This is a genomic window from Pseudomonas sp. MF4836 (assembly GCF_002018875.1).
Classification (GTDB): domain Bacteria; phylum Pseudomonadota; class Gammaproteobacteria; order Pseudomonadales; family Pseudomonadaceae; genus Aquipseudomonas.
Genome location: NZ_MVOL01000006.1, coordinates 133,522 through 152,892, shown reverse-complemented (window position 1 = coordinate 152,892; position 19,371 = coordinate 133,522). Strand labels below are relative to the sequence as shown.

Annotated in this window: 19 protein-coding genes; 7 read left to right on the top strand and 12 right to left on the bottom strand. The window is 60.3% G+C overall.

Annotated features, from left to right (window positions below; translation table 11 throughout):
* From MF4836_RS15795 to fabB, 4 genes are all read left to right on the top strand, one after another.
* A complete protein-coding gene (locus MF4836_RS15795; RefSeq protein ID WP_078471042.1) occupies positions 1–933 on the top strand; it encodes an ABC transporter substrate-binding protein in 933 nt (310 codons plus the stop codon).
* Positions 930–2,831, top strand: coding sequence for an ATP-binding protein (locus MF4836_RS15790; RefSeq protein ID WP_078471041.1), 1,902 nt, complete (start codon positions 930–932; stop codon positions 2,829–2,831). Before MF4836_RS15795 ends, MF4836_RS15790 begins: the two co-directional genes overlap by 4 nt.
* A 247-nt stretch (positions 2,832–3,078) precedes the next feature.
* Positions 3,079–3,594 carry a 3-hydroxyacyl-[acyl-carrier-protein] dehydratase FabA gene (fabA, locus tag MF4836_RS15785; protein WP_010211704.1) on the top strand — a complete coding sequence of 172 codons (516 nt, stop codon included), beginning with the start codon at positions 3,079–3,081 and terminating at the stop codon, positions 3,592–3,594.
* A gap of 11 nt (positions 3,595–3,605) precedes the next feature.
* Positions 3,606–4,826 (top strand): beta-ketoacyl-ACP synthase I, encoded by a 1,221-nt coding sequence (gene fabB / locus MF4836_RS15780; protein ID WP_020299208.1) that lies wholly within the window; start codon positions 3,606–3,608, stop codon positions 4,824–4,826.
* Between the two features lie 85 nt (positions 4,827–4,911).
* On the opposite strand, the gene MF4836_RS15775 is transcribed toward fabB, so the two are convergent.
* The 3 genes from MF4836_RS15775 to MF4836_RS15765 form a co-directional block, all read right to left on the bottom strand.
* Complete coding sequence (locus MF4836_RS15775; RefSeq protein ID WP_443217343.1) at positions 4,912–6,474, bottom strand: methyl-accepting chemotaxis protein; 1,563 nt, start codon at positions 6,472–6,474, stop codon at positions 4,912–4,914.
* A gap of 200 nt (positions 6,475–6,674) precedes the next feature.
* Entirely contained in the window at positions 6,675–7,139 is a 465-nt protein-coding gene (locus MF4836_RS15770; RefSeq protein ID WP_020299210.1) for a DUF3859 domain-containing protein, read from the bottom strand.
* 105 nt (positions 7,140–7,244) lie between these two features.
* Positions 7,245–8,252 (bottom strand): amidohydrolase family protein, encoded by a 1,008-nt coding sequence (locus MF4836_RS15765; protein ID WP_078471039.1) that lies wholly within the window; start codon positions 8,250–8,252, stop codon positions 7,245–7,247.
* 146 nt (positions 8,253–8,398) lie between these two features.
* Here MF4836_RS15765 and MF4836_RS15760 point away from each other — a divergent pair, with 146 nt between their 5' ends.
* Together MF4836_RS15760 and MF4836_RS15755 are read left to right on the top strand one after the other, a co-directional pair.
* Positions 8,399–8,815 carry an OsmC family protein gene (locus tag MF4836_RS15760; RefSeq protein ID WP_078471038.1) on the top strand — a complete coding sequence of 139 codons (417 nt, stop codon included), beginning with the start codon at positions 8,399–8,401 and terminating at the stop codon, positions 8,813–8,815.
* A 63-nt stretch (positions 8,816–8,878) separates the two neighbouring features.
* On the top strand, positions 8,879–9,751 hold the full coding sequence (locus MF4836_RS15755) for a pirin family protein (RefSeq protein ID WP_078471037.1): 873 nt from the start codon (positions 8,879–8,881) through the stop codon (positions 9,749–9,751).
* 98 nt (positions 9,752–9,849) lie between these two features.
* Here MF4836_RS15755 and MF4836_RS15750 read toward each other — a convergent pair whose 3' ends face one another.
* From MF4836_RS15750 to MF4836_RS15735, 4 genes are all read right to left on the bottom strand, one after another.
* Positions 9,850–10,578, bottom strand: coding sequence for a dienelactone hydrolase family protein (locus tag MF4836_RS15750; protein ID WP_078471036.1), 729 nt, complete (start codon positions 10,576–10,578; stop codon positions 9,850–9,852).
* Between the two features lie 70 nt (positions 10,579–10,648).
* Complete coding sequence (htpG, locus tag MF4836_RS15745) at positions 10,649–12,553, bottom strand: molecular chaperone HtpG (RefSeq protein ID WP_078471275.1); 1,905 nt, start codon at positions 12,551–12,553, stop codon at positions 10,649–10,651.
* A gap of 88 nt (positions 12,554–12,641) precedes the next feature.
* Positions 12,642–13,094: a PaaI family thioesterase gene (locus MF4836_RS15740; protein ID WP_078471035.1), complete on the bottom strand. Its 453-nt coding sequence runs from the start codon at positions 13,092–13,094 to the stop codon at positions 12,642–12,644.
* On the bottom strand, positions 13,091–13,567 hold the full coding sequence (locus tag MF4836_RS15735) for a PaaI family thioesterase (RefSeq protein WP_020299217.1): 477 nt from the start codon (positions 13,565–13,567) through the stop codon (positions 13,091–13,093). The genes MF4836_RS15740 and MF4836_RS15735 overlap by 4 nt, the downstream gene beginning before the upstream one ends.
* Positions 13,568–13,725: 158 nt before the next feature.
* Here MF4836_RS15735 and MF4836_RS15730 point away from each other — a divergent pair, with 158 nt between their 5' ends.
* A complete protein-coding gene (locus MF4836_RS15730; RefSeq protein WP_078471034.1) occupies positions 13,726–13,977 on the top strand; it encodes a hypothetical protein in 252 nt (83 codons plus the stop codon).
* A gap of 178 nt (positions 13,978–14,155) precedes the next feature.
* On the opposite strand, the gene MF4836_RS15725 is transcribed toward MF4836_RS15730, so the two are convergent.
* From MF4836_RS15725 to sucC, 5 genes are all read right to left on the bottom strand, one after another.
* Entirely contained in the window at positions 14,156–14,614 is a 459-nt protein-coding gene (locus tag MF4836_RS15725) for a hypothetical protein (protein ID WP_078471033.1), read from the bottom strand.
* A 37-nt stretch (positions 14,615–14,651) separates the two neighbouring features.
* Positions 14,652–15,389, bottom strand: coding sequence for a DUF599 domain-containing protein (locus MF4836_RS15720; protein ID WP_020299220.1), 738 nt, complete (start codon positions 15,387–15,389; stop codon positions 14,652–14,654).
* A 176-nt stretch (positions 15,390–15,565) separates the two neighbouring features.
* Positions 15,566–16,879, bottom strand: a complete 1,314-nt coding sequence (gene brnQ, locus MF4836_RS15715; protein ID WP_078471032.1) for a branched-chain amino acid transport system II carrier protein — start codon at positions 16,877–16,879, stop codon at positions 15,566–15,568.
* Between the two features lie 362 nt (positions 16,880–17,241).
* Positions 17,242–18,123 carry a succinate--CoA ligase subunit alpha gene (sucD, locus tag MF4836_RS15710; RefSeq protein ID WP_020299222.1) on the bottom strand — a complete coding sequence of 294 codons (882 nt, stop codon included), beginning with the start codon at positions 18,121–18,123 and terminating at the stop codon, positions 17,242–17,244.
* Complete coding sequence (gene sucC, locus MF4836_RS15705; protein WP_020299223.1) at positions 18,123–19,289, bottom strand: ADP-forming succinate--CoA ligase subunit beta; 1,167 nt, start codon at positions 19,287–19,289, stop codon at positions 18,123–18,125. The genes sucD and sucC overlap by 1 nt, the downstream gene beginning before the upstream one ends.
* Between the last annotated feature and the right edge of the window lie 82 nt (positions 19,290–19,371).

The following is a 19,371-nucleotide window of genomic DNA, read 5'->3' as shown; positions in this document are numbered from 1 at the left end:
ATGGGCCGGGCTCAGTCACGGGTACCGTCCGCTTTGGGCCGCAAGCTGGTCGCCTGCCTGGCGCTATGGGTCAGCCTGTGGGGCGCGGCGCCGGCCTGGGCCGCCTCGGTTCTGCTGACTGCCAGCGAAGACAGCCTCGGCGTCCAGGCCTTCACCCAGGAACTGGCCCAGCAACGACCGATGGACAACGTACGGTTCGTCGCCCTGCATGACCTGCCCGCCCCCAGCCGCCTGCCGAGCAATACCCGACTGATCCTGCTCGACCCTCCCAGCCTCGACTGGCGCCTGCAGGACGCCCAGGGACCATGGACTCTGGTGCTGCGTATCAGCCGCCTGCAAGCCGAAAAACACCCGGTAATCAGCCGCACTCCACGCCTCAGCCTGCTGTGGAGCGATCCACCGCTGGCCCGGCAATTGCGCCTGATCCAAAGCGTCCTGCCCCAAGCCAGGCGAGTCGGCGTGCTGTACAGCGCCCACAGCGAGTTTCTGCTCAAGGAGCTGGGCAGCGCCGCCGCCCGCCTGGGGCTGGAAATCGTTGCCGAGCGCTGGGACAGCACCGCTGACAGCCGGCCGCTGCAGGCCCTGCTGAAAAACAGCGACGTCCTGCTGGGGCTGGACGATCCCCTGCTGTACAACCCCAAGACCGCCAAGAACCTGTTGCTCAGCAGCTACGCTCGCCACCTGGCGCTGGTCGGCCCGAACGCCGGCTTCGTCAGGGCCGGCAGCCTGGCCAGTACCTACAGCGATCAGCAAGACTGGCTGCACACCCTCAACAGCCTGCTCGACCAGCCCCCGGCGCGCTGGCCTGGAGCGCTCTATCCCACGAATTTCAAGGTGCTGAGCAACCCGCAGGTGGCTCGGTCGCTGGGTATCGAAGAGATTGACGAGACGTCCGTCGCACGCCGACTGGCCGAAGGAGAACAACGCCCATGAGTTTGCGTCGCCATTGGGACATCAACACCCGCACCCAGGTCATCAGCCTTGGCCCGGCCCTGCTGCTGACGTTGCTGCTGATCAGTTTCTTCACCTTCGTGCGGATCCAGGACTTGCGTCAGGAGCTCAACCACACCGGCCAACTGATCGCCAACCAACTGGCGCCCGCCACCGAGTACGGGGTGATCTCGGGCAACAGCGAGGGGCTCGAAAGCCTGCTCAAAGCCACCCTGGCCACGCCCCATGTGCGCTTCCTGGAAGTTCAGGACAGCGCCAACAACATCCTGGTCTACGTCGAACAGCCGTCGGAGGCCGACAACCGCTCGCAACAGGTCAAGGTGTTCCAGGCCCCGGTACGCCTGCAGCGGATCCAGGTGCAGAACGACTTCTTCCAGAATGAAGACAGCCACCTCGGCACCCTGGGCGACGGGTATCTGGGCCGGGTCATCGTCGGCATGTCGAACGACGCCTTCAGCCAGCGCCAGCAGGAAATCCTGCTCAAGGCCGCCGTGCTGGCGCTGTTTGCCCTGCTGTTCACTTTTCTCCTGGCGCGGCGCCTGGCAGCCGGCCTGTCGCAGCCCATCAGTGCCATGGGCCAGGCGGTCAAGGCGATCCAGGAAGGCGACTTCAAGACGCCGCTGCCCATTGTCGACGACGCCGAGCTGGGTGACCTGGCGCGGCACATCAACAACCTCGCCGCCGGCCTCGAACTCGCCAGCCGCGAGCAGCACCAGGCCATGGCGCAACTGATCCAGACCCGGGAAGAAGCCGAGCGCGCGAACAACGCCAAATCGGACTTCCTGGCGATGATGAGCCACGAGCTGCGCACGCCGATGAATGGCGTGCTGGGTATGCTGCAGTTGCTGGAAACCACCGAAATGACCGAGGAGCAGGCTGAATACGCGGCGCTGGCCTCCGAATCCACCGAACACCTGCTCAAGGTGATCAACGACATTCTCGATTTCTCGCGCATCGAGCGTTCGGCCCTGGAGCTGGAGCATATTGCGTTCAACCTGTCGGAGCTGATCATCAGCTCGGCCCAGGCCTTCCAGCACAACGCCGCGCAGCGCGGCCTCGACCTGAAACTGCAGATCCCGCCCGGCATGGAGTCTTTGCAGGTCAAGGGCGACCCGACGCGGATCCGCCAGATCCTGGTGAACCTGGTGGGCAATGCCTTGAAGTTCACCGAGAAAGGCAGTGTCAGCATCGAGCCGCAGTGGCAAGCGCTGGATCACGAGTTGCTGTGGTTCACCTGCACCGTGCGCGACAGCGGCATTGGTATCAGCGCGCAAAGCCTGGAGCTGATGTTCGATGCCTTCCAACAGGCCGACAGCTCGATCTCCCGACGTTATGGCGGCACCGGCCTGGGCCTGCCCATCGCCCGCACCCTGGCCGAACGCATGGGCGGCACCCTGCGCGCCCAGAGCGAAGAGGGTCAGGGCTCGGTCTTCACCCTGGAAATCCCTCTGGCGCGGTTTCAACAGAGCCTGCCGGTGCTGGCACCGCGAGCCCACGCCGGCAACGCCCACGGCGAGGGGCGCAATGTGCTGCTGGTGGAAGACAACCCGGTCAACCAGACCGTGATCCAGGCCATGTTGCGCAGCCTGGGTTTTACCGTGAGCATCGCCACCGACGGTGCCCAGGCAATCCGCAGTGCCGAGAGCCTGATATTCGAAGCGATTCTGATGGATTGCCGGCTGCCGTTGATCGATGGCTATGAAGCCACCCGGCAGATCCGCCAACTGCCCGGCTGTGCCGATCTGCCGATCATCGCCCTGACCGCCAACGCCTTGCAGGGTGATCGCGAGGCCTGTCTGTCGGCTGGAATGAACGATTACCTGGCCAAGCCGTTCAAACGCACGGATTTGCAGCAAATTCTCCAACGCTGGGTGCGCTGAGAAGCGGTTTTCGTACTGCTACGACTGGCGTGAAGGGCGAAAGTGCGGCAGTCTTAGGCACCCGAACGGACCCGGAAACGGGCCGGTTTTAAATTTTCAGTGCACAAGTGTACATTCATGTTCCTTGTGCTGTGACTTTCACCACAACGCAATAGTCTATGAGTAGGCTGCCGGTTCGAGGCATGAAGGCTTCGATCGGCCGGGAAGATTTGCCCCACCTGCCGCATGGGACTATTGAGGAGCTCGCATGACCAAACAAAACGCCTTTACCCGGGAAGACCTGCTGCGCTGCAGTCGCGGTGAGCTGTTCGGCCCAGGTAACGCGCAACTGCCCGCCCCGAATATGCTGATGGTGGATCGCATCACCCATATCAGCGAAGAGGGTGGCAAGTACGGCAAGGGTGAATTGGTCGCCGAGCTGGATATCACTCCAGACCTGTGGTTTTTCGCCTGCCACTTCGAAGGTGATCCGGTAATGCCGGGCTGCCTGGGCCTCGACGCCATGTGGCAGCTGGTTGGCTTTTTCCTTGGCTGGCAGGGTCTGCCAGGCCGCGGTCGCGCACTGGGTTCGGGCGAAGTGAAATTCTTCGGCCAGGTCCTGCCGACTGCCAAGAAAGTCACCTATAACATCCAAATCAAGCGCGTCCTGAAAGGCAAGCTGAACCTGGCCATCGCCGATGGTTCGGTCAGTGTCGACGGCCGCGAAATCTACACCGCCGAAGGCCTCCGGGTCGGCGTATTCACCTCCACTGACAACTTCTAAGGGTTATCCGCATGCGCCGCGTCGTTATCACAGGTCTTGGCATTGTTTCGTGCCTGGGCAATGACAAAGAGACCGTCTCCGCTAACCTGCGTGCAAGTCGCCCTGGCATCCGTTTCAACCCGGAATATGCCGAGATGGGTCTGCGTAGCCAGGTTTCCGGCTCCATTGACCTGCCCCTCGAAGAACTGATCGATCGCAAGATTTATCGCTTCGTCGGCCACGCGGCGGCTTACGCCTACCTGGCCATGAAAGACGCCATCACCGATTCCGGCCTGACCGAAGAGCAGGTTTCCAACCCGCGTACCGGCCTGATCGCCGGTTCCGGTGGCGCGTCGACCCTGAACCAGATGGAAGCGCTGGACATCCTGCGCGAGAAAGGCGTCAAACGCGTCGGCCCATACCGCGTTACGCGGACCATGAGCAGCACCGTTTCCGCCTGCCTGGCCACGCCGTTCAAGATCAAGGGCCTGAACTACTCCATCGCATCTGCCTGCGCCACCAGTGCTCACTGCATCGGCACCGCCATGGAACAGATCCAGATGGGCAAGCAGGACATCGTGTTTGCCGGCGGCGGTGAAGAAGAACATTGGAGCCAATCGTTCCTGTTCGACGCCATGGGCGCCCTGTCCAGCCAGTACAACGAAACGCCGGAAAAAGCCTCCCGCGCCTACGACGCCAAGCGTGACGGTTTCGTCATTGCCGGCGGCGGCGGCATGGTCGTGGTCGAGGAGCTGGAGCACGCTCTGGCTCGCGGCGCGAAGATCTACGCTGAAATCGTGGGCTACGGCGCAACGTCCGATGGCTACGACATGGTCGCTCCAAGCGGCGAAGGCGCCATCCGCTGCATGCAGATGGCCATGTCCACCGTTGACGCACCGATCGACTACCTGAACACCCACGGCACCTCGACTCCAGTCGGCGACGTTGCCGAAATGAAGGGCGTGCGTGAAGTGTTCGGCGACAAGGCTCCGGCCATCAGCTCCACCAAGAGCCTGTCCGGTCACTCCCTGGGCGCCGCCGGCGTTCATGAAGCGATCTACTGCATGCTGATGATGGAAGGCAACTTCATGGCCGGTTCGGCCAACATCGACGAACTGGATCCGGAAGTGGCCGATATGCCGATCCTGACCAAGACTCGCGAAAACGCCACCATCAATACCGTGATGAGCAACAGCTTCGGCTTCGGTGGCACCAACGCCACCCTGGTCCTGAAACGCTGGCAGGGCAAGTAAGCCCCGCAGCTTGGCACCATGAAAAAGCCCCGACTGGTTCGGGGCTTTTTCATGCCTGGGACAATGGCTTTTCCAGGCCGACCACCTATACCGAGAAGCGCGCCACCATGCTGTTGAGGTCCACCGCCAGGCGCGACAGCTCCTGGCTCGCGGCGCTGGTCTGGTTAGCTCCGGCCGACGTCTGCAACGCCAGGTCACGGATGTTCATCAGATTGCGGTCGACTTCCCGTGCCACAGCCGCCTGCTCCTCCGATGCGCTGGCGATCACGATATTGCGCTCATTGATCAGGGTGAACGCCGAGGCGATCTCCTCCAGCGCCGTGCCAGCGGCCTTGGCCACCTCCAGGGTTGAACGGGCACGGGTGTTGCTGTGCTGCATGGAACTGACAGCCTGGTCGGTGCCCTGCTGAATACCGCCAATCATCTGCTCGATTTCCTGGGTCGACTGCTGGGTACGATGGGCCAGGGCCCGCACCTCATCGGCCACCACCGCGAAACCACGCCCGGCATCGCCAGCGCGCGCCGCCTCGATAGCCGCATTGAGTGCCAGCAGGTTGGTTTGCTCGGCGATCGAACGAATCACATCCAGCACCTTGCTGATGCCGTAGACCTTCTGCGCCAGATCTTCCACTTGTGAAGCGTTGGCGGTCACATCGTCGGCCAGGGCCTCGATCGACAGCACCGTCTGATGCACCTGTTCGCGACCGTGCTGGGCAATCCGATCCGATTCCCGCGATGCCTCGGACGTCGCCACAGCATTGCTTGCCACCTCCTCCACCGCTGCCGTCATCTGGTTGACCGCCGTCGCCGCCTGCTCGATCTCCAGGCTCTGCTGGTGCAGACCACGGGTCGCGTCCTCGGTCACGCAACTGAGTTCTTCCGAGGCGGACGCCAACTGGCTGGAAGAGTCGGAAATCCGGCGGATGGTCTCGCGCAGGTTGTGCTGCATGGTCTTGAGTGCCTGCAGCAGGCGCGCCGGCTCGTCCTTGCCGCTGATCGTGATATCTCCGGTAAGGTCGCCGCCCGCCACCACTTCGGCAACATTCAGCGATTGCGAGAGCGGCAGCACAATACTGCGGGTCAGCAGCAGCGCCAGGGCGATGGTCACCAGCCCGGTCACCAGGATCATGCCGATCACCCACACCCGGGAGTTGCTGAATACCGTGCGTGCCAGTTCAGTGGCCTGGCTGGCGTTCAGCTTGTTCAAGGCCATCAGCTCGTTCAGGGTCAGGGTCATGTCGTCGGCCAGCTGACTCATCTCGCCATTGACCACCGCCACCGCGTCCTCGACCCGGCCCTGACCGGAGAACGCCATGACCTGGCTCTGGTGCTCAAGGTATTGGCGCTCGATCTGTTTGAAGCGGTCGAACAGCACGCGCTCCGCGGGCAATACGATCAGCGCTTCATAGCGGTCCTGGGCAATGCTCAGGCCGCGCTTGATGTCATTGAGTTTGCCCTCGTTCTGGGCCAGGGCCTGGGGATTGCGATTGACCAGCAAGCGCATGGTCAGGGCCCGCAGGCGCAATAGATCCTGATTCATCTCGCCAACCGACATCACGCTGGGAAGCCAGTTGTTGTCGACCTCATCGGATTGCTGGCGCATGTTCGACATCTGCATCAGGGCGAACATCCCCAGGCCGAACACCATCAGCGCCAGCAAGCCAAAACCAAGGCCTGCACGCGGCGCGATATTGAGACTTCTGATACTCATCCTCTGGTTCCTTCCAAGAGCGCTGCATCCGCCATGCAGCTGGCTGCTTTAGAAGGTATCGGCCCTTGGAAATTTTGCGTAAGACAAAAACGTGATATCAAAACGCCCTAGCACTTCCATACCAGGGCTCAATCGATTCAGCGTACGGTAAAACGCTGCTGCGCCAGCAAACGATCACCCTGGAACACCATGAAATGCCATTCGCCTGGTATCACTTCATGGCTTTCGGTGAATTCGTAGGCCATCACATCCTGCGGTGCTCCGGGCACCAGCTTCTGGGTGACTTCGAACTTGTCATGGCGCAGGCCGTCAGGGGTGCGGATCCCTGGGGTGAGGTAAAGCAGGGTCAGCGGCACGTCATCGGCCACTTTGCCCACCAGCGAATAACGCAGGCCGAACTTGCTGCCCAACTTGGCCGGGACCACTTCGGTCTGCTGGATTTTCTCATTGCTGCGGCGCAGCACGCGTTCGCCCGACTGCAACTCGGCCTTGGGCCCGCTGAACACGCCATATTCCACCGGGCCTTCGACACGGACTTCGGCACTGGCCAGGCCACTGAGCATCATCAGCGCAGCCAACGCGCTAAAACGGGTGAGGTGCATATCGCGCTCCTTGATTGAGATGGCGCGAGCCTATGACGCAGGCATGACAGGCTGATGACAGTCTGAGGCGCGCCTGGCGCACTCGCTCCCCCCAGGCACCGACGCTCAGCGCGCCACGGTGCGGGGCAATATCGCCAGAAAGTTGTCCCGCGCCACCTTGTGCGCCACCTCCGGCGGCAAGGCATCGAGAAACGGCTCGAAACTGCGCAACTCCCGGCCCAGCTTGTTGAAACGCCCAACCACATCGGACCCCAGCATGAAGCGCTCCGGAAAGCGCTGGACCAGCGCCAGCCATTCAGGGCGGGGCTTGCCCTTGTCATCCAGCAGATAAGGCGTGAGCACGCTCCAGGACAGGTCCACGTACAGGTTGGGGTAGGCCTCGAGCATTCGCGCCAGGGTCGGCAGCAGAAAATCCAGCTGCACCTGGTGCCGATGGATCTCCGCGCTGGTGCCGGCATGGGCCCAGATAAAACGCGTGTGCGGATGGTTGCGCAGCGGCTCTTCGATCTCCGCCAGATACAGCGGGTTACGCTCGCGCTTGGAGGTGATGTTGGAATGCAGCATCACCGGCAGATCGTTTTCCGCCGCCAGGTGATAGATGCGGGTCATGGCTTCGTTATTGGCGCGCGGCGTATCGCCGGAGGTCAGTGCGGTCAGATCGTCGTGGCGAGTGAAGACCTCGCCGATGCCCTGCCACAGGCCCGGGTTGAGATCGAGCATGCGCTGGATATGGGCCGCGGAGTTTTTATCATTGGGATTGAAACCCGCAAGAAACGGATGAAAGTGCTGGCGCTGCTCGGGCGTCAGCTTGTTGACCGCCGCCGCGACAATCACGTCAGTGGCGCTGTACCAGTAGGCATCGGCGTCATCGCCGGCGTAATAGCGCGGGCGCTTGGGTTCATCCTCATGCCATTTCTTGGCCACCGGAATCCCGGAAATCATCACGTGCTCGATGCAATTGTCGGCCATGGACTTGAGCAGCTTGTCCATGCCCGCCGTTTCCTGGAAAAAGTCCACGTAATGCAGGTGCGCATCGCTGTAGGCGTAGTCCCGGGCCTGGGTCAGGGCCGCGGGCAGCAGCAACAACAGGGTAGTCAGATGAGTCCAGTGCACGGGGTAATCTCCAGTCGTTCCGAGCAGGATAGACCCGTCCCGAGGCGCTGCGGTTCATAAAAAGGGGAACGCAGCGGCAGCGTAATGCTCTATAACTTCAGCACCTTTGAAGCCTGTCCGAGTTTCATCACTGCCTGAGGTTTGCCATGACCATTACCGTCAATACCGAGTCCAGCGAAGGTTTTCGCCACAGCATCCAGATCGATGACCATGAACTGTTTACCGACCTGCCCAAGACCCTGGGCGGCGAAGGTTCGGCTCCTGACCCGCACGACTACTTCGACGCGGCGCTGGGCGCCTGCAAAGCCCTGACCCTGAAGCTGTACGCCCAAAAGAAGGGCATCCCGCTGACCGGGGTCACGGTGGAGGTCAAGCACGACAGCAGCCAGGAGCAAAAAGGCAAATACGCGCTGCACGTCAAACTGACCCTCAAGGACGTGCTGACCGACGCCCAGCGCGACGAATTGCACCAGGTGGCGGATCGCTGCCCGGTGCATAAATTGATGACCACGACCGAGGTCAGCATCGAGACCCACCTTTCCGAAGGAGCCTTCAGCCAGTAGCGGCGCGGGCATCAGCGGCGGGTTATGCTTTCGGGCATGACCCGCCCTGCCTGGAATGTCCCCATGCCCACATCAGTCGTGATCCGTCCCCGCGCCGAGGACGTCGAAGGCCAACCCATCCTGCGCCCCCTGCCCTCGGCACAATGCCGCAGCGTCGGGCCTTTCGTATTCTTCGACCATATGCTGAGCACCGCCTACCCGGCCGGCAGCGGCATGAATATCCGCCAGCACCCCCATATCGGCCTGTCCACCCTCACCTACCTGTTCGAAGGCCAGATCCAGCACAAGGACAGCCTCGGCTCAGACCAACTCGTCAACCCGGGGGACGTCAGTTGGATGACCGCCGGCAGCGCCATCGCCCACATCGAGCGCACGCCTGAAGCCTTGAAACAGAGCGGCTTCCGTCTGCATGGGCTGCAAGTCTGGCTGGCTTCGCCCAAGGACCATGAGCAGGGCCCCGGGCACTACAGCCATCACCCGGCCGCCAGCCTGCCGGTCAGTGAGGTGCTGGGGGTGAAGATCCGCATGATTGCCGGCAGCGGTTTTTGCCTGGAGTCCCCGGTGCCGGTGCTCTCCCCGACCTTGTATGCCGAGGTGCAGCTGCAGACGGCAACCAGCCTGCTGATCCCGGCCGAACATCAGGAACGCGCGCTATATGTGCTGGATGGCGATGCCGAACTGGATGGCGAAGCGGTGCAGCCCCACACGCTGATCGTGCTTGAACCCGGGCAAAGCGCGACGCTCTGCGCCCAGAGTGACTGTCATGGGGTGATTCTGGGTGGCGCGCCGCTGGACGGGCCGAGACGCATCAACTGGAACTTCGTTGCCAGCGACCCGGCACGCATCGATGAAGCTCGCCGACGCTGGGCGGCCGGCGACTGGCCGCAGGTACCGGGAGAAAGCAAGCGCATCGAATTGCCGCCGAGCAGGCGCTGATCCTCCTCAATTCGCCGGCAACCCAGGATGGCAAGGGCGCCCCCCGGGCAAAAAAGCCGAAGCCGGCAAACCGATGGCTTGCCGGCGCCCGCTCCGGGTCAGGCCTTGAACACCTCATCCAGCAGGTTATGCATTGAGGTGAAGGCGCGGCTGGCGGTCTTGGCGTCGTACATCATCTTGCCCGGCACGTTGGCGTGCGGATCGGTGAAGGAATGCACCGCGCCACCGTAACTGAGCAATTGCCAATCGACGCCTGCTGCATCCATTTCCGCCTCGAAGGCCGGCAGTTGCTCCTTCGGCACCAGCGGATCGGCGGCGCCATGCAGCACCAGCACCGAACCCTTGATGTTGTTGGCGTCTGCCGGGTTCGGCGTATCCAGGGTGCCGTGGAACGAAACCGCGGCCTTCAGCGGCGCACCGGTACGGGCCAGTTCCAGCGAGCAGCAGCCACCAAAACAGAAACCAAAGGTCGCCAGCCTGGAGCTGTCCACCGCCGCCTCGCCCTGGCTCTGCAAGGCTTCAAAGGCGGCCTGCATGCGCTTGCGCAACAGGGCGCGGTCATTCTTCAGCGGCATCATTGCGGCACCGGCTTCGTCAGCGTTGCTCGGCCGTACTGTCTGCCCGTACAAGTCGGCCACCAGCACCACGTAGCCCTTGGCGGCCACCGCTTCGGCGATCTGCTCGGCACCGGCGCTGACGCCCATCCAGTTCGGCGCCATCAACAGGCCCGGCCGCGCGCCCTTATGGCTGGCGTCGAATGCCAGGCGGCTTTCATAAGACTGGCCATCGACCTGATAGACCACGGAACGCAGAGTGACTTGGCTCATTAATCATGTTCTCCAGCTGAGAGGACGAGAATGAAAAAACCCGCCGAAGCGGGTTTTTCTTGCAACGCAGTTAAACCGACAGTTCAACCAACAGCTTGTTCAGTCGACGGACATAGGCCGCCGGATCCTTCAGGCTGTCGCCGGCAGCCAGGGCCGCCTGGTCGAAGAGGATGTGCGACAAGTCGCCAAAACGCTCTTCGCTCTGCTCGCCGTCGAGTTTCTCGATCAGCGGGTGAGCCGGGTTGAACTCGAAGATCGGCTTGGAATCCGGAACCTTCTGACCGCTGGCTTCGAGGATCTGCCGCATCTGCAGGCCAAGGTCCTGCTCGCCGATGGCCAGGATCGCCGGGGAATCGGTCAGGCGGTGGGAAACCCGGACTTCGCTGACGGCATCGCCCAGCGCAGTCTTGATACGCTCGACCAGGCCTTCTTTGGCCTTGGCCACTTCTTCGGCTTCTTTCTTCTCTTCTTCGGAATCCAGGTTGCCCAGGTCCAGGTCGCCACGTGCCACGTCGACAAAGCTCTTGCCGTCGAAGTCGTTGAGGTAGCTCATCAGCCACTCGTCGATGCGGTCGGTCAGCAGCAGCACTTCGATGCCTTTCTTGCGGAAGACTTCCAGGTGCGGGCTGTTCTTGACCTGTGCGTAAGTCTCGCCGGTCAGGTAATAGATCTTGTCCTGACCTTCCTTGGCGCGAGCCAGGTATTCGGCCAGGGACACCACTTGTTCCCCTTCTTCACCCTGGGTGGAGGCGAAGCGCAGCAGGCCGGCGATTTTTTCCTTGTTGGCGAAATCTTCAGCCGGGCCTTCTTTCATCACCTGGCCGAAGTTTTTCCAGAAGCCCTTGTATTGCTCAGGCTCGTTCTTCGCCAGTTTTTCCAGCATGTCCAGCACGCGCTTGGTCAGTGCGGACTTCATGGAGTCAATGATCGGATCTTTCTGCAGGATTTCCCGCGACACGTTCAGCGACAGGTCGTTGGAGTCGACCACGCCCTTGATGAAGCGCAGGTACAGCGGCAGGAAGGATTCCGCCTGGTCCATGACGAACACACGCTGCACGTACAGCTTCAGGCCTTTCGGCGCTTCACGCTGATACAGATCGAACGGAGCGCGGGCCGGTACGTAGAGCAGCGAGCTGTATTCCAGCTTGCCTTCGACCTTGTTGTGGCTCCAGCTCAGCGGGTTCTCGTAGTCGTGGGCGATATGCTTGTAGAACTCCTGGTATTCCTCGTCCTTCACCTCGGTGCGAGGACGGGTCCACAGGGCGCTGGCGCGGTTGACCACTTCCCATTCCTGGGCAGGCTTGTCTTCGCCTTCGGCAGCTGCCTGTTCTTTCGGCAGTTCGATCGGCAGCGCGATATGGTCGGAGTATTTCTTGATGATGTTGCGCAGGCGGTAACCATCGGCGAATTCATCTTCACCGGACTTCAGGTGCAGCACGATGCGGGTGCCACGGTCGGCCTTGTCGATGGTGGCGATTTCGAATTCGCCCTCACCCTTGGACGACCAGTGCACACCTTCGCTGGCGTCAAGGCCGGCGCGACGGCTGAACACTTCAACTTTGTCGGCGACGATGAAGGCCGAGTAGAAGCCCACACCGAATTGACCGATCAGGTGCGAATCTTTTTTCTGGTCGCCCGACAGGTTCTTCATGAAGTCTGCGGTGCCGGACTTGGCGATGGTGCCAAGATGGGTGATCGCGTCTTCACGGCTCATGCCGATGCCGTTGTCTTCGAGGGTGACGGTCTTGGCGTCTTTATCGAAGCTCACACGGATCTTCAGCTCCGAGCCACCTTCCAGCAACTCGGGCTTGGACAGGGCTTCAAAGCGCAATTTGTCGACTGCGTCAGAGGCGTTCGAGATCAATTCGCGAAGGAAAATTTCCTTGTTGGAATACAGCGAATGGATCATGAGGTGCAGCAGTTGCTTCACCTCGGTCTGGAAGCCCAGGGTTTCTTTTTGAGTTTCCACACTCATGGTCATCAAACTCCAATCAGATGGCATAAGCCGTGCCTACGGGGCTAACGGCGGGATGTCATCAAAGTTGGGGGCTGTGGCCGGGATTTCAAGGGCTGGGGCTTTCTTCGATCTTGAAATGTGCCCGCGCCGTGGCGATGGGCTCTGCCTGGGTGCTTTGCCAGGCGGTTATCGCGACGTTGGCCACCCGTCGGCCTTGGCGGCACACCTGGCATTTGGCGTAGGTATCACGAAATTGCCCGGCCCGCAGGTAGTCCAGGGAGAAGTCGATAATCTTCGGCACCCCGGGCGAGCCGGTGAAAATCAACAGGTGCAGGGCAGCGGCCAACTCCATGAAACCCGCAATCACTCCGCCATGGATCGCCGGCAGCAAGGGGTTGCCGATGTTGTCTTTGTTGGCCGGCAGGCGAAACAGCAATTCATCGCCCAGGCGCGAACACTCGATGCCGATCAGTTTGGCGTAGGGAATCAGGTGCAGCAGCGATGCATAGTCGCCCTGCTCATGGGCGGTTTGCAGTTGTTCCTTGAAGTCGTCGCTCATGCAGCACCGTCCTTGATCGCGCTGGTGAAGCCCCTGGTTCCCTTGAGCCCCTTGCCCATGCGCATGAAGGTGCCGACAGCATGGGCGACCGGTTGTTCGGGGTCGTCCTGATAGGCAAAACCGCGGGTGAAGATCACATCACGGGTAACCCGGTAGCACTGGGCGAAGCCATACACCGGCTTGTGCGGCTCGGCTGGGTGCATGTAATCGACGCGCAGGTCGAGGGTCGGGCAGACCTCGAACTCCGGCAGCACACAGAGGATGGCCATGCCGCACGCGGTATCCATCAATGAGGTCAGCGCGCCACCATGAATCACCCCGGTTTGCGGGTTGCCGACAATTTGCGGGCTGTATGGCAGGGTCACGGTAATGCCGTCCGTCGAGGCGCTGTGCACGCACATCCCCAGGACCTGACAGTGTCGCAACGCTGAAAGAAATCGCGTCGCACGCTCAAAAATGGGGTTTTGCGCCATGGGCTGAACTCTCTTTTAATGTCGAAACTTGGCAATGGGTGGGGGCTGTAAAAGTTCCCTGCGCTGAGCACTTAATATATCTGTGAATCTCAAGGAACTTAACCTGTTGGGGTGTGCTCGAAAGGCCAGAAGATATCTTCACTAAGGAGAAACACCCCATGCGTAAGACTTTAGCTATTGCCTTGATGTTGACCGCTACCCTCGGTCTCGCTGCCTGCGATAAAAAATCCGAGGACAAAGCTCAAGATGCCAACCAACATGCTGAGCAAGCTCAACAGAAAATGAACGAAGCTCAGAATAAGGTGAACGAGGCGGCAAAAGAAAACGCCGAAGCTGCCAAAGATCAGGCTGAATCGAATAAGGCTGCTGCTCAAGAAGCCGCTCCGGAAGCTGCACCTAAAACCAACTAATACGGTTTTAGAGCAACAAAAAAACCCGCTTAGTGCGGGTTTTTTTATGGGCTAAGTTATTCAGTTGCGCCACTGCAAAAACTGCTTGATTGCAAGTTGATACAGCGTCGACCAATGCCAATCGATAACGCAGTAAAACGTTTCAGTCACCACCCCCAACAACTAATGGCGGCCAGGCCTATCGCGGAACAAATACCTCATCGGCCTGGGGTTCGACCTGCAACGGAACATCCACCGTGGAATGCTCGGCAACCTTGTAAGTTAAGTGGCTGCCAGCCGGGAGCATGCGCACAGGAAACTCATAACGCCTGTCGAAGAGCACTTCCCAATGCCTGGCCTGGTAACCCGGGGCCTCAATGCTCACGAAACACGGCCGCTTGTTGTCCAGTGGCGAGCGCCCTGCCAGGAAGTTCACCACCTCCCAATCGGTTTTCTCGGCGACATGAAAAGCGCCGTCATCGCCCGTCACCCGCCTGACCCCGCAAAAGTTCACCTGCGCCTGGGCGATGGGCTCAGCCGTCAAGGCGTCCACCACGACGGCGGAACCTTCACCATTGAGGTACAAGGTCTGAACTCGGCATCCCGGCAACACCAGCACACATAAAAGCAGCAGCTTGAAGGCACTCGACTGCGTCATCGGCAACATCCTGTTTAGCTGAATATGAAAAAGCCCGTCAGCCTGCGTCCTTGGCGGACTCCGCAAGCGGCGCCTCGGTCGGGGTATAGACCATAACGTCGAGCACATCGGAATGAAACTCGCGCCGATAGAGCACAAACACCACCCCGGCACTCATCAGCATGAACAACCAGGGGCTGACGAACCAGGCCAGCATGGTCATGCCGAAGTAATAGGAACGCAGGCCGAAGTTGAACTGGTTGGCAGCCATGGAGATCACCCGTGCAGCCCGCGAGGCGAATGCCTTGCGCTCCTGCTCGGAGACATGCCGCTCGCCGATCATCGGGGCCGAGCCCACCAGGATCGCGGCAAAGTTGTATTGGCGCATGCACCAACTGAAGGTGAAGAAGGCATAGACAAACACCAGCGCCAGGCACAACAACTTGATTTCCGACATGCCTTGGGACGCCTGCTGGACCATGGGAATGTCCGCCAGCAGCGACACTGCACGCTCGGACGCGCCCAGCACAGTGAGAATACCCGCCAGGATAATCAGGGTGCTGGAAGCAAAGAACGAAGCATTACGCTCCAGGTTGCCGATCACGCTGGCATCGGCGATGCGGTTGTCACGCAGCAGCATCCGACGCATCCAGTCTTCGCGGTACAAATGCAGCACGCTGGCCAGGCACGCCGTATCGCGCCCCTTCCAGGTGGCGTAGCGGGTGTAGCCGCCCCAACAGATGGCAAACCACAGGGCCGCAAGAATATGGATCAGGTTGGCTTGAACAAACGACATGCATTTCCCTACAAGAGCGTTGGCAGAAGGTAAGAACAGACCCGAACTGCTTCGACGCTGCACCTGAGAAAAAGACACCCTGCGCCGCCCATAAAAAATGCCCCGCATCGATGGATGCGGGGCATGTTCATTCCTGCGCCGGGGTCGCTCGTGGCAACCCAGCCATCAAGGAGGTATCAGGCCAGGGCGTCGCTGCGCTTACCCAGCAGGCGATCGCACAAGAAGGCGAACACCAGGACGCTGAATGCAGGCACCAGCCATGCCAGGCCTTGTGCGCTCAGCGGCATGTCGGACAACGCCGGCGGGATCTTGTGCGCCCACGGCGTGCCCTTGAGCGCGTCAATCACGCCAACCACAAACGCCACCAGCATCACCGGCCCGACAATACGCCGCTCCTCATACCAGAAGTCCTTGCAGAAGCTCAGGGCCACCAGAACGATGCACGGCGGGTAGATCGCGGTCAGCACCGGAATCGAGAACGCAATCAGCTTGGTCAGGCCCAGGTTGGACACCACCAGCGAGAACAGCGCGAGGATCACCACCAGGGTCTTGTAGGAAAGCGGCAGGATCCGGCTGAAGTACTCGGCGCAGGCGCAGGTCAGGCCGACCGCAGTTACCAGACACGCCAGGGAAATCAACACGGCAAGGAAGCCGCTGCCCAGGGAGCCAAAGGTGTGCTGCACATAAGCGTGCAATACCGCGGCGCCGTTGCTGGCACCCGCCGCCACTTCATGGCTGCCCGCACCCAGGCGGAACAGGCTGATGTACACCAATGCCAGACCCACCCCAGCGATCAGGCCGGCGATGATCGCGTAGCGGGTGATCAGGCGTGGCGACTCAATACCGCGAGAACGGATGGCGTTGACGATAACGATGCCAAACACCAGTGCCCCCAGGGTATCCATGGTCAGGTAGCCATTGACGAAGCCTTGAGAGAACGGCGCGGCAACGTACTCCGGGGTAGCAACCCCGATATCACCGGCTGGCAAGGCAAACGCAGCGATACCCAGTACCGCCAGGGCGATGATTTTCAACGGCGCCAGGAAGCGCCCGACGGTATCCAGCAAGCGACCTGGGTAGAGGGAGACGAAAAACACCAGGAGGAAATACACCGAACTGTAGAGGAACAACGCCAGCGGGCTTTCACCCGTCAATGGCGCCAGGCCCACTTCAAAGGACACGGTGGCGGTCCGCGGCGTCGCGAACAACGGCCCTACCGCCAGATAAGCCGATGCCGCCAGCAGGCCACCGGCGATCTTGCCGATCGGGCTGCTCAGCGCATCCATCGCACCGCCGACCTTGGCCAGGGCTACGACTGTGACCACCGGCAGACCGACTGCCGTGATCAGGAAACCCAGCGCCGCCATCCAGACATGAGGTCCGGACTGCAAACCGACGATAGGCGGGAAGATGATGTTGCCAGCCCCGACGAACAGGGCGAACGTCATAAAACCAAGTGCCAGAATGTCCTGGCCTTTCAACACTTTCATTAAGGAAATACCACACTACTGAATCGGAATTTAGAGAGGGATTTCCCTTATGGGTGAGGGAAATGCTGTCAGTCCGTATAAGACTGACCCGTTTAGCGCGCAGCATCCTTATGGGACGCAGACGCAAAAAGAGGCGGCTAGATTACAGATTTCACAAGACAAGCGCACCGTTAGAGGGCGAACTATCTGATAAGCGACATTTGCGTGTCGCGTTTTTGAAAGAAAAGCAGCCATAAGCGGCAAACAACGGCCTTGGACTTCAAGCTTGAAGCTACAAACTTGCCGCTTGTAGCGGCCCCTAAAACAACAAAAGCCACCCGAAGGTGGCTTTTGTCGTTAGGGGTTTCAGCTAAGCGCGAGGCTTACTTGATAGCCCAACCGGTCAGCTCGGACAGAGCCTTGCCGATGTCTGCCAGCGAACGCACGGTTTTCACGCCTGCGTCTTCCAGGGCAGCAAACTTCTCGTCTGCAGTACCCTTGCCGCCGGAGATGATTGCGCCAGCATGGCCCATGCGCTTGCCCGCAGGGGCAGTCACACCAGCGATGTAGGAAACAACCGGCTTGGTCACGTTGGCCTTGATGTAGGCAGCGGCTTCTTCTTCAGCCGAACCGCCGATCTCGCCGATCATGACGATCGCTTCGGTCTTCGGGTCTTCCTGGAACAGCTTCAGGATGTCGATGAAGTTCGAACCTGGGATCGGGTCACCGCCGATGCCGACGCAAGTCGACTGACCGAAACCGGCGTCAGTGGTCTGCTTCACAGCTTCGTAGGTCAGGGTGCCGGAACGGGAAACGATACCGACCTTGCCTGGCAAGTGAATGTGACCTGGCATGATGCCGATCTTGCATTCGCCTGGAGTGATCACGCCTGGGCAGTTAGGACCGATCAGGACTACGCCTAGCTCGTCGCACTTGACCTTGGCATCCAGCATATCCAGGGTAGGAATGCCTTCAGTGATGCAAACGATCAGCTTGATGCCGCCGAATGCTGCTTCCAGGATGGAGTCCTTGCAGAAAGGAGCTGGAACGTAGATCACGCTGGCGGTGGCGCCAGTGGCAGCTACAGCGTCTTTCACGGTGTTGAACACTGGCAGACCCAGGTGCTCGGTGCCGCCTTTACCAGGCGTTACACCACCCACCATCTTGGTGCCGTATTCCAGAGCTTGCTGGGTGTGGAAACTACCTTGCGAACCGGTAATACCCTGGCAGATAACTTTGGTGTCTTTATTGATCAGGACGCTCATTATTTGCCCTCCGCAGCTTTGACAACTTGTTGAGCAGCGTCGGTCAGGCTGGTAGCAGCGATAATGTTCAAGCCGCTTTCTGCCAGTACTTTAGCGCCCAGTTCAGCGTTGTTACCTTCAAGGCGAACAACAACCGGGATTTTCACGCCGACTTCTTTCACTGCACCGATGATGCCTTCGGCAATCATGTCGCAACGAACGATGCCGCCGAAGATGTTGACCAATACTGCAGCGACGTTGGTGTCGGACAGGATGATCTTGAACGCTTCGGTAACGCGTTCCTTGGTAGCGCCACCACCTACGTCGAGGAAGTTGGCTGGTTTGCCGCCATGCAGGTTGACGATGTCCATGGTACCCATGGCCAGGCCAGCACCGTTGACCATGCAACCGATGTTGCCTTCCAGGGCTACGTAGTTCAGTTCGAACTTGGCAGCGTGCGCTTCGCGCGGATCGTCTTGCGACGGATCGTGGAAAGTCTTCAGCTTAGGCTGACGGTACATGGCGTTGGCGTCGATGTTGATCTTGGCATCGAGGCAATGCAGATCGCCGTCAGCCTTGATCACCAGCGGGTTCACTTCCAGCAGAGCCAGATCGTGGTCCTGGAACAGCTTGGCCAGGCCTACGAAAATCTTGGCGAACTGAGTGACTTGCTTGCCTTCCAGGCCCAGCTGGAATGCCAGCTCGCGACCCTGGAATGGCTGAGCGCCAACCAGTGGATCGATAGTGGCCTTGAGGATTTTCTCAGGGGTATCGTGAGCGATTTTCTCGATGTCCACGCCACCTTCGGTGGAAGCCATGAACACGATGCGACGGCTCGAACGGTCAACGACAGCGCCCAGGTACAGCTCTTTAGCGATATCAGTGCACGATTCAACCAGGATCTTGGTGACTGGCTGACCATTGGCGTCAGTCTGGTAAGTCACCAGACGCTTGCCCAACCACTGTTGAGCGAATGCTTTAGCGTCTTCTTTGCTGCGAACCAGCTTAACGCCGCCCGCTTTACCGCGACCGCCTGCGTGAACCTGGGCTTTGACAACCCACTCGGTGCCGCCGATCTTGTCGCAAGCTTCTGCTGCTGCTTCGGGGGTGTCTACCGCGTAGCCTTTGGATACTGGCAGGCCGTACTCAGCGAACAGCTGCTTACCCTGATACTCGTGAAGATTCATGCTTTTTACCGTCTTCGTTAGGTACTGCGCATTCGGCGCTGCACTGTTGATAAGTGCCGCGCCACCTGTGACCGCTACTCAC